Annotated in this window: 14 protein-coding genes; 2 read left to right on the top strand and 12 right to left on the bottom strand. The window is 65.1% G+C overall.

Going from position 1 to position 12,518, the window contains the following annotated elements:
- Positions 1-21 precede the first annotated feature (21 nt).
- Entirely contained in the window at positions 22-279 is a 258-nt protein-coding gene (locus tag ACEUCR_RS04065) for a GNAT family N-acetyltransferase (RefSeq protein WP_041997725.1), read from the bottom strand.
- Between the two features lie 176 nt (positions 280-455).
- Here ACEUCR_RS04065 and cysM point away from each other — a divergent pair, with 176 nt between their 5' ends.
- The gene (gene cysM / locus ACEUCR_RS04060) at positions 456-1,346 is read left to right on the top strand and encodes a cysteine synthase CysM (RefSeq protein WP_041997726.1); all 891 of its coding nucleotides are present in this window, start codon (positions 456-458) and stop codon (positions 1,344-1,346) included.
- A 24-nt stretch (positions 1,347-1,370) separates the two neighbouring features.
- Here cysM and ACEUCR_RS04055 read toward each other — a convergent pair whose 3' ends face one another.
- Genes ACEUCR_RS04055 through ACEUCR_RS04040 form a run of 4 tightly spaced genes read right to left on the bottom strand, consistent with a single transcriptional unit; the run spans position 1,371 to position 5,103 of the window.
- Complete coding sequence (locus tag ACEUCR_RS04055) at positions 1,371-2,555, bottom strand: iron-containing alcohol dehydrogenase (protein ID WP_408788187.1); 1,185 nt, start codon at positions 2,553-2,555, stop codon at positions 1,371-1,373.
- A gap of 16 nt (positions 2,556-2,571) precedes the next feature.
- Complete coding sequence (locus ACEUCR_RS04050; protein ID WP_408788184.1) at positions 2,572-3,090, bottom strand: hypothetical protein; 519 nt, start codon at positions 3,088-3,090, stop codon at positions 2,572-2,574.
- Positions 3,080-3,670: a TetR/AcrR family transcriptional regulator gene (locus ACEUCR_RS04045; RefSeq protein WP_111873600.1), complete on the bottom strand. Its 591-nt coding sequence runs from the start codon at positions 3,668-3,670 to the stop codon at positions 3,080-3,082. Before ACEUCR_RS04045 ends, ACEUCR_RS04050 begins: the two co-directional genes overlap by 11 nt.
- An 8-nt stretch (positions 3,671-3,678) precedes the next feature.
- Positions 3,679-5,103, bottom strand: a complete 1,425-nt coding sequence (locus ACEUCR_RS04040) for a coniferyl aldehyde dehydrogenase (RefSeq protein WP_408788181.1) — start codon at positions 5,101-5,103, stop codon at positions 3,679-3,681.
- Between the two features lie 212 nt (positions 5,104-5,315).
- Here ACEUCR_RS04040 and ACEUCR_RS04035 point away from each other — a divergent pair, with 212 nt between their 5' ends.
- Positions 5,316-5,609 carry a hypothetical protein gene (locus ACEUCR_RS04035; protein WP_408773169.1) on the top strand — a complete coding sequence of 98 codons (294 nt, stop codon included), beginning with the start codon at positions 5,316-5,318 and terminating at the stop codon, positions 5,607-5,609.
- A 57-nt stretch (positions 5,610-5,666) separates the two neighbouring features.
- Here ACEUCR_RS04035 and ACEUCR_RS04030 read toward each other — a convergent pair whose 3' ends face one another.
- From ACEUCR_RS04030 to cmoA, 7 genes are all read right to left on the bottom strand, one after another.
- On the bottom strand, positions 5,667-6,116 hold the full coding sequence (locus ACEUCR_RS04030; RefSeq protein ID WP_111873597.1) for a C40 family peptidase: 450 nt from the start codon (positions 6,114-6,116) through the stop codon (positions 5,667-5,669).
- A gap of 114 nt (positions 6,117-6,230) precedes the next feature.
- Complete coding sequence (locus ACEUCR_RS04025) at positions 6,231-7,145, bottom strand: hydrogen peroxide-inducible genes activator (protein WP_408746330.1); 915 nt, start codon at positions 7,143-7,145, stop codon at positions 6,231-6,233.
- A gap of 175 nt (positions 7,146-7,320) precedes the next feature.
- Entirely contained in the window at positions 7,321-8,286 is a 966-nt protein-coding gene (locus ACEUCR_RS04020; protein ID WP_041997733.1) for an alpha-L-glutamate ligase-like protein, read from the bottom strand.
- 3 nt (positions 8,287-8,289) lie between these two features.
- Positions 8,290-9,828, bottom strand: coding sequence for an inactive transglutaminase family protein (locus ACEUCR_RS04015; protein ID WP_041997734.1), 1,539 nt, complete (start codon positions 9,826-9,828; stop codon positions 8,290-8,292).
- Between the two features lie 3 nt (positions 9,829-9,831).
- Positions 9,832-10,620 carry an ATP-dependent zinc protease family protein gene (locus ACEUCR_RS04010; RefSeq protein WP_041997735.1) on the bottom strand — a complete coding sequence of 263 codons (789 nt, stop codon included), beginning with the start codon at positions 10,618-10,620 and terminating at the stop codon, positions 9,832-9,834.
- A gap of 52 nt (positions 10,621-10,672) precedes the next feature.
- Positions 10,673-11,650 (bottom strand): tRNA 5-methoxyuridine(34)/uridine 5-oxyacetic acid(34) synthase CmoB, encoded by a 978-nt coding sequence (gene cmoB, locus ACEUCR_RS04005; RefSeq protein WP_408788178.1) that lies wholly within the window; start codon positions 11,648-11,650, stop codon positions 10,673-10,675.
- Positions 11,647-12,390: a carboxy-S-adenosyl-L-methionine synthase CmoA gene (gene cmoA / locus ACEUCR_RS04000; protein WP_408788175.1), complete on the bottom strand. Its 744-nt coding sequence runs from the start codon at positions 12,388-12,390 to the stop codon at positions 11,647-11,649. Before cmoA ends, cmoB begins: the two co-directional genes overlap by 4 nt.
- Positions 12,391-12,518: the final 128 nt, after the last annotated feature.

Below are 12,518 nucleotides of genomic sequence, written 5' to 3'. Positions count from 1 at the left end.
CATCTGGCCTCGCGTGCGGGGTCAACCGGCATGGCGGCGCAACCAGGTCTCTATATAGCTGCAACTCGGGATGATTGTCAGACCCCGGGCCTGGGTCCAGTCGAAGAAGGCCCGGGCCAGCTTGTCCGCCAGCCCCTGGCCGCGCAGCTCTCCGGGGACGAAGGTGCTGTAGGCATCGACCTGATGCTGATCGAGTACCCGGTAGCGCAGGCGCGCCTCGTGGCCGTCCACCACACAGAGGAAAGCCTGCTGCTGGGGATCATGAATGATGTCTGTCATGGCAACTCCTGTTCGCAAAATGGGCCGTCGGGTCCTGTGTCCCTTTGCCTGTGGTCATGGCTCGCTTACACTGGCCATCCCGTGACGGGACAGGGCCGAGGGCCGTGCCTTGGCCTCCCGCCATGATGCCACGTTAGCCGCGCCAACTCATCCGCGCATTTGCACAGGAAGCCAAGATGGCCTTTGCCACCCTAGACGATCTGATAGGCAACACCCCGCTGGTACGCCTCAAGCGCCTCAATCCCAACCCCGCCGTGACCCTGCTGGTCAAGCTGGAGGGCAACAACCCGGCAGGTTCGGTCAAGGACAGACCGGCCCTGAACCTCATCAGGCACGCAGAGGCGAGCGGTCACCTCGCTCCCGGGGCCCGTCTCATCGAGGCCACCTCGGGTAATACCGGCATCGCGCTCGCCATGGTGGCGGCCAGCCGGGGATACCGGATGCGCCTCATCATGCCGAGCAACATGAGCCAGGAGCGACGCGTCGCCATGCAGGCCTATGGGGCCGAGCTGGTACTGGTCGACGATGGCATGGAGGGGGCCCGAGACCTTGCCCTGGCCATGCAGGCGCGGGGGGAGGGGCTGGTGCTGGATCAGTTCAACAATCCTGCCAACCCGGATGCCCACTATCAGAGCACGGGCCCCGAGATCTGGCGCCAGAGCGAGGGGGCGGTCACTCACTTCGTCTCGGCCATGGGCACCACGGGCACCATCATGGGGGTCTCCCGCTACCTCAAGGAGCAGAACCCGGCGGTGCAGGTGATTGGCCTGCAACCGGCCGAGGGGAGCCAGATCCCCGGTATTCGCCGCTGGCCCGCCGCCTACCTGCCCGCCATCTTCGAACCCGCGCGGGTCGATCGGGTGCTGGATGTGACCCAGGAGGAGGCGCTCAGCACCATGCGCCGTCTGGCCCGGGAGGAGGGGATCTGCTGCGGCGTGAGCTCGGGGGGCGCGGTGGCCGGTGCCTTGCGCATAGCGGCCGAGCTGGAGCGGGGAGTGGTGGTGGCCATCATCTGCGATCGCGGGGATCGCTACCTCTCCACCGGGGTCTTCGACCCGGCTTCCTGACGCCCGGGCGGGTCCTGCGGCCCGCTATTCCCACACCCGCTCCAGCAGTGCCAACAGTTGCGCCCTGTCCGCATCCTTGCGGTTGTAGAGCAGGGCGCCGTCGTTGATGGCGAGATCCCGGATCCCGGGCAGCAGCGCCTTGTCGCTGAGGCCCGCCTCTCGCAGGGTGCGGGGCAGCTTGACCGTCTGCCACAGGGTATCGCGCAGTGCCTGCAACGCCTCGATGGCGGCCTGGGGTCGCCCCTCGGCCGGGGTCGCGGCAAAGCGCTCCGGCCCCACCAGGGGCAGCAGCAGGCGGGCCAGCTCGGGGTCGATGCCGGGCCGGTTGTAGTCGAGCACCGCGGGCAGGAAGAGGTTCATACAGAGGCCGTGGGGCAGGTGGCAGCGGGCCCCCAGGCTGTGGCCCAGGGCGTGCACCAGCCCCACCATGGAGTTGGAAAACGCCATGCCCGCCAGGGTGGAGCCCTCCGCCAGTTGCAGCCGCAGGTGCTTGTCCTCGGGGGCCAGCAGCACCCTGGGCAGGGCGCTGGCGATCTTCTCCACCGCCATCAGGGCCAGGGCGTCGCTGATCGGGTTCTTGCCGTTGCCGATAAAGGCCTCGATGGCGTGGGTCATGGCATCCATGGCGGTGGCGGCGGTGATGGGCAGCGGCAGCCCCAGGGTGAGGCGGGGATCCAGCACCGCCAGCCGGGGCAGCAGGAAGGGGGAGGTGAAGGGCACCTTGCGCCCGCTCCCTTCGTCCTTGATGACCGCCACCAGGGTCACTTCGGAGCCGGTCCCCGCCGTGGTGGGCACCACCGCCAGGGGGTTGAGGGGACGGGTCAGGCAATCCGCTCCGGCATAGTCGAGCAGCCGCTCGCCCCCCAGGGTCGCCAGTATGTTCACCGCCTTGGCGGTGTCGATGACGGAGCCGCCGCCAAGGGCCAGCAGGCTGTCACAGCCCAGCGCCCGGTAGTGGCGGGCGATCCGCTCCACCACGGCGGTGGAGGAGTCCGCCGGGATCTCGTCCCAGATGGCGGCGACCGGCAAGGCCCCCTCGGCCATCACATCGGCCAGCAGGGTGGCGAGCCCGCTGCCGCTGACCCCCTTGTCGGTGAGCAGCAGCGGGCGGCTAGCCCCCAATCCCCTCAAGGCATCCGGCAACTGCTCCAGTGCCTGCTCCCCCGCCATCAGCTTGACCGGGCAGAAAAAATCGTAATAACGGCTCATCGCGTTCTCCTCGTGTTCAACCGGTCAGCAGACCCAGATAGATGTGGCAGGCCCGCGCGAGCTTGCGATGCGGGTCGGGATAGTGGCGCAGCAGGGGCCGCGCGATGAAGGCGGGCAGGATCAGGCTCTGCAACTGCTCAAGCGCCCGCACCAGGTGCATGGCAGCGTCGAGATCCCCCTCCACCAGCAGCCGGTTTTCGCAAAAGGCCTGGTTGATGCCGAGGCGAAAGCTGAGGGCGCGAAAGGCGACGGCGGGGTGCTTGAAGTGCACCCGCAGCGAATGGGAAGCGGCTTCCCCCGGGCGCGGCTCGGGGGCCGCGCCAGTGCGCCAGCGTCCAGCCGTCTTGTGCAGCGTCAGCCCGCCCGCCAGGCCATTCACCGCCAGCCTGATGGTGAGGCCGTCCGGCAGGGGGGCCAGCTCGCGGCGCACCGCCTCGTCGACCCGGGCGGCGCGGCACAGGGTGCGGCCGATGATCCAGAGCAGGCTGCCAATCCAGAGGCGCCTGCCGGTGGCAAGCAGGGGGTCAGGGCGCATGGGGACCTCCGCTGATGGCGGACCAGAACAGGGCGAAGGCGCTCTCCTGCCAGTGGGGGTCTTCCCCAAGCTCGGGCTGATCGACAAAGAGGGAGGCGCAGGCCAGGAACTGGCCCTGGCACACCTCCAGCATCAGGGCTGGCGGGGCCGACATCAACTCGCCGCTGGTCTGGCCCCGGGCGAGCAGGCTCGGCAGAAAAGGCAAGGTCTCCGCCAGGATCTGGCTGCGCAGGGGGCGGGCCAGCAGGGGGGAGTGGAAAAAGCCCAGCACGAACCTGAGCTCACGGGGGTGGGCCTGCATCCAGCCCATCGCCTGGTGCCAGTAGTGGCGGGCCTGCACCTCGAGGGGGATCGCGGGGTCCGCCTCGCTGATGGCGGCCCCCAGGCGCGCCTTGATCTCCTGATAGAGGCTCTGGATCAGCAGCTCCTTGCTGGGAAAGTGGTGAAACAGGGTGCCATTGGCCACCCCGGCCGCCTTGGCGATGCGGGCGGTGGCGGCGCCTTGCAGGCCATCCTCGGCGCACAGGGCCAGGGCGGCATCCAGGATCTGGCGGCGTTTGTCGGTCATGGTCTCTCGCATCTCGCCTCCTAGCGCAGGAACAGGGCCATCATCAGCCGCTGGTACCAGCGTCGATAGGGGGGGTGAATGAGGGCGCCTGTGCTGAAGCGCCCGCGGCGCAGCACGGTTTTCGCCTTGGAGAAGGCGAGAAAGCCCTCGCGGCCGTGATAGTGGCCCATGCCGGAGGGACCGATGCCGCCGAAGGGGGCATCGTCCGCCGCCACCTGGAACAGGCTTTCGTTGATGGCCATGCCTCCGGCGTGGGTCTCCCGGATGAGGCGGCGCTGCAGGGGCTCGTCCAGGCTCATCAGATAGAGCGCCAGGGGGCGCGGCCGGGCCGCCACATAGGCCAGGGCCTCCTCTATGTCGTCATAGGGCACCAGGGGCAGCAGGGGGCCGAAGATCTCCTGCTGCATCAGCTGGCAGTGGCCGGGCACCTCGGTCAGCAGGTGGGGCACCAGCTTGCGGGTGGCGTCATTTCGGGCGGGCGTGCCGCAGGGGTGGATCTGGGCGCCGGCCTCTCTGGCCTCGTCGAGCCAGGCGGTGAGCCGCTGGTACTGGGGGGGGTTGATGATGGCGCCATAATCCGGGCTCTCGAGTCCCTGGGGGTAGAGGCGGCGAAAATGGGCCTGATAGGCCTCGATAAAGGCCTGCTCCTGTCCTCGCGGCAGCAGCACATAGTCCGGGGCCACGCAGATCTGGCCGGCGTTGAGGCTCTTGGCGAAGATCATCCGCTCCACCGCCAGGGCCAGGGGCATGTCGGGGGCGATGAGGCAGGGGCTCTTGCCGCCGAGCTCCAGGGTCAGCGGCGTGAGCTGGGGGGCGGCGGCAGCCATTACCAGCCGACCCACCGCCGTGGAGCCGGTGAACACCAGGTGATCGAAGGGAAGGGCGCTGAAGGCGGCCGCGAGCTCGGCGTCCCCCTCAAGGACCACCACCTCGTCACCGCCGAGGGCCTCATCGAGCAGGGTGCGCAGCACGGCGTTGGTGTGAGGGGTGAACTCGGAGAGCTTGATCATGGCGCGATTGCCGGCGGCGAGGGCGCCGATGAGGGGGCCGAGGCTCAGCATCACCGGGAAGTTCCAGGGCACCATGATGCCGACCACGCCGAGGGGCTGGTAGTGCACCTCGACCCTGGCGGGGGCCAGCAGCAGGCCGGAATGACGGCGCTCCGGTTTCATCCAGCCCTTGAGCCGCTTCAGGGTGTAGTTGATCTGCATGACGCAGGGCAGTATGTCGGCAATCAGACTGTCGTAGTCGCTGCGCTGGCCATAGTCCCGGGCCAGGGCATCGCACAGGTCCTGCTTGTGGCCGAGCAGGGCGCCCTTGAGTTGGGTGAGGCCGCTGCGGCGCTGTGCCAGGCTTGGCATGGGGTGTGCCTGGCAAGTCTGCCTGAGGCGGATCAGCTGATCGGGCAGGGAGAACTTGTCCGCTGGGGGGAAGGTGGTATCCATGATGGGCTCCGCACAAAAAACAACCGACTGATTGGTCGGTCCAAATCTAGCGACTCGTTATCAGCTTGTAAACAAGGCGCTGGCTCAGGGAAGCTTGAGGTGAGAGGTGTTGCCCGGAACTGTGCTCGGGCTCCCATTTCTGGGGCATCCGGATTGGTCTTGTATCCAATAAGGGGTAATTGTGACCCATCGACTCGGAGGGAGAACCGCACATGACCAGGGAATTGCACAGCCTGCTGGCCCGGCTGGATGACGTCATCGCACGCATGCCGGACAGCTTCACCACCTATGAGTTTGCCCAGAAGCTGGCACTGCAGCATCAGCGGGAGTATTTCGCCGCGGGCCACTCCCTGGCAGATCAGGAGCAGAACCTGCTGCGCCTGCTTCACGAGAAGATAGCCCTGGCGCTGGCGAGCCATGACGGCGTCATCGAGGGGGCCTTGCTGCCCTGCGTGACCCCCTGGGGGGAGCGCGCCACCTCCCCCCGCTGGCACCGCAAGCACTGAGGTGTGGATGACGAAAAGGCCCCGCGGGGCCTTTTCGTTTTGATGTGACGGGTTCTGCTACTGGATCAGCCTGCGGGCCTGCCAGTAGCGGCTGTTCCAGTAGACGTTGTCGAGCCGCGAGCGGATCACCCCCTTGCTGGTGGAGGCGTGGATGAACTCCCCGGCCCCGGTATAGACCCCGACGTGGTATTGCTGCCAGCCGGTCTTGAAGAACACCAGATCCCCGTGGCGCAGCTCGCTGCGCGGCACCGAGGTGCCCAGACTGGCCTGGGATTGCGTGGTGCGGGGCAGGTCAAAGCCCAGTACCTGGCTGTAGGCGAGCTGGGTGAAGGCGGAGCAGTCGAGGCCCGCCCGGCTGCTGCCGCCCATGCGATAAGGCACGCCGCGCCATTGCTGGAAGAAGCCGTCGAACGCCGTGCTCGGCGGCGAGGGGGGTGGGGGCTCCGGCGTGCTGGAGCAGGCGGCCAGCAGTAGGGCCAGCAGGGGCGTCAGCAAGGTGCGAAACATCTCAACTCCTTGATAGGGCACGGGGTTCATCATAGACGATGATCCTGCCTGGAACCTGAATGACGAAGGCATTGACGGGTGGCCAGGCCCCGATATGGGGGGCGGCCACCGGGATCACCCCGCAGGCTTGGGGTTGATGAGCGGCGTCAGCAGCTCGGCAATCTTGTAGAAGGTCTGTACCCGGGTGGTGCTGGGGCGCCACACCAGGCCTATCTCCCGGTAGGCCTGCTCCCCGGGCAGGGGGATAGCCACCAGATCCGTGTTGTCCAGGATCCCGGCCTCTATGGCCATCTGGGGCAGGAAGGTGGTGCCGAGCCCGGCGCCCACCATCTGCACCAGGGTATGCAGGCTGGTGGCGGCGAAGGGGTTGATCTTGCTCTTGTCCCGCAACCGGCAGGCGCTCACCGCATGTTCGGTCAGGCAGTGCTCCCGCTCCAGCAGGAAGATGCTCTGGCTGGGCAGCTCCTTGTAGTCGAACGGCATGTGCAGTCCGGCCGCCATGGTGCTGGGCATCACCATGTGGAAGGGATCCTGGCCCACTGCCTTGCAGTGGAAGCCGCCGATCTCGATGGGCAGCGCGAGGATCAGCAGATCGAGCTGCCCCTGTTCCAGCTGCTTGAGCAGATTGGTGGTGGTGTCTTCCCGCAGCAGCAGCTCCAGCTCGGGATAGGTCTGGGCACAGCTTTGCACCAGCTGGCTCAGCAGGAAGGGGGCTATGGTGGGGATGCAGCCCAGGCGCACCGTGCCCTGCATGGCGCCCCCCTGCTGCTGGCCCAGTTCCATCAGATCCCGGGCGTCGGAGAGCAGGTTGCGGGCCCGCTCGACCACTTCCAGGCCGATGGGGGTCATGATGAAGCTCTTGTGGTCGCGTTCCACCAGCTGCAGATTCATCATGTCCTCCAGGGTCTGGATCCCGGTACTCAGGGTGGACTGGCTGACATGGCAGGCCTTGGCGGCGCGATTGAAGTTCTTGTGCTCGTCGAGCGCTATCAGATATTGGAGCTGTTTCAGGCTGGGCCAGCGTTGCATAGGAAGACCTGATCCCTTCTATCTACTTAATTTGATTTGAGTAATCTAACATCGCCCCCCTGGCTTGTCGCTCTAATAAAACGGCGCAAGGGGGCTGGGACTGGGTCAGGGGCTTGGCGTTGGCATAAAAAAACGCGCCCGAAGGCGCGCTGTTGAGTCGCGTTTTGGCGCGCCGTCACTCTTCGAAGATGCCGAAGTGCTCCTTGGAGAAGGCGACCCGCTGGGCCACCGTCATCTTGACCTGACCCAGCTTCTCTATGGTCTTGAGATTGGGCACCAGGCCGCGGCCGTTGGCGATCTGGATGGCGAGGCCCGGGCGGGCGTTGAGTTCCAGCAGCATGGGGCCGCGGAACTTGTCCAGCACCATGTCGGTGCCTATGTAGCCCAGACCCGACATCTCGTAGCAGGAGGCCGCCAGGGTCAGCAGGGTATCCCAGTGGGGCACCTTGAGATCGTACAGGTCCAGGCCGGTATCCGGGTGGTGACGGATGGGGGTGCCAAACTGTACCGCCCGCAGGGCGCGGCCGGTGCGCAGGCACAATCCCACCCCCACGGCGCCCTGGTGCAGGTTCGCCTTGCCGTCCGAGGCAGCGGTGGAGAGGCGCATCATGGCCATCACAGGGAAGCCCTTGAAGATGATCACCCGGGAATCGGGCACCCCTTCGAAGGAGTAGCCGTCGAACACGTCATCGAAGTTGATGAGCCCCTCTACCAGGGCGACGTCGGGCTTGCCGCCAAGGGAGTAGAGACCGGCGAGGATGTTGGAGACATGGCGCTCCAGATCCTGCACGGTCGAGGCGCTGCCGTTGGGCTTGTAGAAGAGGCCATCCTCCTGACGCAGGATCACCAGGATCCCCTTGCCCCCCGAGCCCCGGGCCGGCTTGATGCAAAAGCCCGGCCACTCCCTGACCATCTCGGCGATGCGGGTCACGTCGTGCTGCTCGCGGATGGTGCCGATGAGATCGGGCACGGTGACGCCGGCATCGAGCGCTATCTTCTTGGTCTGCAACTTGTCATCCACCAGGGGATAGAGGTTGCGCGGGTTGTAGCGGCTGATATAGGAGTGGTTGCGCTTGTTCATGCCGAGGATGCCTGACTGGGCCAGGCTCCACGGGCTGGTGTATTTTTCCCAGAACCACATCTGTTACTTGTCCTTACCCATGGTGACACCGGACTTCATCTCGTCCACCAGCGGCTTGAAGCGCTTGAGCTCGCTCAGCTTGTAACCCGTGTAGTTGCCCATCACCAGCACGGTGGCCATCAGCACCAGCTGCAGGCCGAGGAAGTTGAAGGTGAGATGACGAATGAGCTCGTTGTCCATGGCCAGGTAGGCGATGACCGCCACCAGCAGGGAGCCGCCACCCTGACGGAACACCTCCTTGGAGCCCTCTTCCTCCCACAGGATCGACATCCGCTCTATGGTCCAGGAGAGGATGATCATCGGGAAGAAGGTGATCTTCATGCCACTGGTCAGCCCCAGCTTGAACGCCAGCGCGGAGAAGAGGCCGATCATCGAGATCACCATGATGATGATCGCCGAGATGCGGGCCACCAGCAGCAGGTTCAGCCTCGAGAGGTAAGAGCGGATGATGAGGCCGGTGCCGACGATGAGCAGGAAGCCGACCAGGCCGGTAATGAGCTGGGTCTGGATGAAGGCGACCGCGATCAGCACCGGCATGAAGGTACCCGAGGTCTTGATGCCCACCATGACCCGCAGGAACACCACCATGAGCACGCCGATGGGGATGAGCAGCAGCCCCTTGAACAGGGCCTGTTCTTCCAGGGGCAGGCCGTGGATGGAGAAGTTCATCATGTCGGACTGCTCGAACTTCTGCGCCAGGGCCACGCTCACCGGTTGCTCCTGGGCGATCATCGAGAAGGTGACCTTGGAGTTGTGGCCGCCGGTCACGTCCAGCAGGGCGCCGGAGTTGTACTCCCACAGCAGCAGGTTGGCCGGACGGCCCTGTTCCCCTGTCTGGGGATTGAACAGCTGATAGTCGGTGGGGCTGTTGAACACCTGAAGGTAATCCACCAGCTCCTGGCGGCGGCGACCATCTTCCAGGCTCAGGGCATGGACTACCCGGGCCGGCACATCGGCGTTGCTCAGCAGCTCGGCGATCAGGTTGGCGCGGCTCTTGTGGGATTTGAGCAGCTCGGCGTTCTGCTCCTGTTTCTCGATCTCCTTGATGATCTCGCGGGTCAGGGTGTAGCCGTCGGCGGAACGCTCCTGGGCGCGTTCCAGGATCTGCTTCATGGCGGTGGCATAGGGCTCGCTCTCGATCTGTTTCTCGATGGCGGGGGGCTGGGCCAAGGCAGCCGGCTTGGCATGGGCATCGGCCATCATGTCGACCCGGTAGTAGAGCTCCTGACGGCCGGTGGCGGTGCGAATGGACCACTCGGCGCGGGCATCCCCGTTCTTCTCCACGAACGACAGGCCATAGCCCGGGCTCGCCGCATTCTCGTTCATCAGGGTGTAACCCGGCTGGGTACCCGGGATGGCCAGGGAGGCGATGACGGGTTCCCCGCTCGCATCGAACTCAAGCTTGGCCTCGATGGACCAGATCTGGCGCTTCTCCCCCGGGGTGAAGGGCACGTCCAGGGCGATATGGTGATAGATGGTCATCCCCATGCCGACGATGAACAGCAGGGCAACCAGCAAATAGAACGGCTTACGGGAAACCATGGATTATTTCACATCCTTGAGCTTGGGTTTGGGTTGGATATATTCGCGGGCCACGTCGACCACGGCGATATCTTTCAAGAATTCACGACCCAGCAGCACGGGGAAGGTCATGTCGCTGCGATCTTTCAAGGTAAATTCGGCCTTCTCCGTCATGTCGCCGATGCGCACGGCGAGGCGCACCACGGGGCGGCGGTCCAGATCGTCGGCGGAGGCCTGACGCACCCGCACGTGGCGCACCAGGGGCGCCTCTATCTGGATCTTGTCATCCAAGTCCTGATGGCTCAGGAAGAAGCGCACCCAGTTCTTGCCGTTGCGCTCGAAGATGGTGATCTCCTGGGCGCTGATGGAGGAGGTGGTGGCGCCGGTATCGACCCGGGCCTGGAAGGCGTCATTGGCCGCATCGACCCAGAGCCATTCGGCTTCACCTACCAGCAGCTTGCCGTCGACGGTGTGACCCGCCTCCGGAGCGGCACACTGCTCGGTCGGGATGGCCATGGGCTTGGGCGGCTCTGCGGGCAGTGTCGCCAGCTTGCTATCAACTTTCTTCACGGAATCTTTCATCTTGGCGACATCGGCGTTGAGCTGGGTCAACAGTTGTTGTTGCTGCGCGGCCTGGCGCTCTTGTTGCGCCATGGCGAGTTGAACCTTCTGCTCGTTCAGGCTCAACTCGGTCCGCAGATCGGCCAGGGTCAGGGGCGGCACCACGGGTGCCGGTTCCAACTGGGCACACCCGCCGAGGCTGAGCAGAGAGAGCAGGGTCATTCCTTTCAATTTGCTTTTCATGTCATTCATTTAGCTGTGCTTCCTGGAATTGAATCAGTGTAACTTCCTGGGCTGCCCCCGGCTAGTCCTTGGCCTTGGTCGCAATCAGGACGGCGCGTTTGGGGGCTGGCAGCCCCTCCACGGTCAACGTGGGATCGGACGAGTCTAGATAATCGGACAAGGATTCGTTGACCATCCAGTCGGTACGACGCTGTTCGTCGGTGCTGGTGACATTTTCATCAACGATCCTGACATCGGTAAAGCCGCAGCGTTCCACCCAGCGTTTGAGGGCCAGGCTTGAGGGGATGAACCAGACGTTGCGCATCTTGCCGTAGCGATCCTCCGGCACCAGCACCTGATTGACATCGCCGTCGACCACTAGCGTCTCCAGCACCAGCTCGCCGCCATCGCGCAGCTGGTTGCGCAGCTGCTCTATGTGCTCGATGGGGGACTTGCGGTGATAGAGCACGCCCATGGAGAAGACGGTGTCAAAGGCGCGCAGGCAAGGCAGCTCCTGGATGCCAAGGGGCAGCAGGTGAGCGCGCTGGTCGTTGCCTGCGAAGTGGCGAATGGCCTCGAACTGGCACAGAAACAGCGGGCTCGGGTCTATGCCCACCGCGAGCCGGGTTCCTTCCCCCACCATGCGCCAGAGGTGATAGCCGCTGCCGCAGCCCACGTCCAGCACGTAGCGTCCCTCGAGGGGGCTGATGTGGGGCAGCACCCGATCCCACTTCCAGTCGGAGCGCCACTCGGTGTCGATGTGGATGCCGTGTACCGTGAAAGGCCCCTTGCGCCAGGGCATGAATTGGCGCAGCAGGCTCTCGGTCTTCTTGCGCTCCCCTTCGCCGAGGCTCTCGGCCGAGCCTATCTCGACCCGGCTCTTGAGCTCGACCTTGTCGGGGGCGACTGCCGGCAGCTTGCCCAGGGCCCGGCTCCAGCGCGGCAGGTCGCCGTGCAGGTTGTCATGCTGCCAGGCGTGCAGCTGGGCGGGCAGGGTGTGCAGCCAGTGGCTGAGGCGATTCTTGGCGATCAGCTGGTAAAAATTGGCGAAGTCGATCATGGCTGGGCGGGCTCGCTTGATTTGATGGCGATCATGGAGCCGAAGTTGAAGCACTGGAACCAGAGATCCTGATGGGCGAAACCGGCGTCCCGCAGGCGCGCCTTGTGCACCGCCAGGGTGTCGGTGCGCATCACGTTCTCCAGCGCCGTGCGCTTCTGGCTGATCTCCAGTTCGCTGTAGCCGTTGGCCCGCTTGAAGTCGAGATGCAAGTCGATGAGCAGTTCGTTGACCTGCTCGTCCTCGAAGCGAAACTTCTCGCTCAGGATGAGGATGCCGCCGGGGCGCAGGCCATCATGGATGCGCGCGATGAGGGCTGCCCGTTTCTCGGGGTCGACGAACTGCAGGGTGAAGTTGAGCACCACCACGGAGGCGTTCTCGATACTGACGTCGCAGATGTCCGCCTCCACCAGCGCCACCGGTACCTCGGACTTGAAGCCCGAGAGGTGGGCGCGGGCGCGCTCTATCATGGGGCGGGAGAGATCCACCGCCGTGATCTGGCAGCCCGGCTGCGTCAGGCTGCGACGCATCGCCTGGGTCGCCGCCCCCAGGGAGCAGCCGAGATCGTAGAGGCGGCTGTGGGGCTGGGCGTAGCGGGCGGCCATCATGCCGATGGCGGAGATGATGTTGCTGTAGCCAGGCACGGAGCGCTGGATCATGTCCGGAAAGACATCGACGACCTGCTCGTCAAAGCAAAAATCGCCCAGTTGGGCGATGGGGGCGGCAAAGATCTGATCATGCATATGTGGTGCAACCCGGCAGGGGAGAGCATGCCCCTGTGTTGTTCAATGTAGGTGTTGGATGGCGGCCGGAGGGTGCCGGATGCCATCGACTGACGAACGGCGACAAGGACCAGGAAACTCCTGATGGT

The organism is Aeromonas bivalvium (assembly GCF_046078285.1).
In the GTDB taxonomy this organism is placed as follows: Bacteria; Pseudomonadota; Gammaproteobacteria; order Enterobacterales; family Aeromonadaceae; genus Aeromonas; species Aeromonas bivalvium.
Note: the sequence above shows the minus strand (reverse complement) of the source record. Positions and strands in the feature narration are given on the sequence as shown.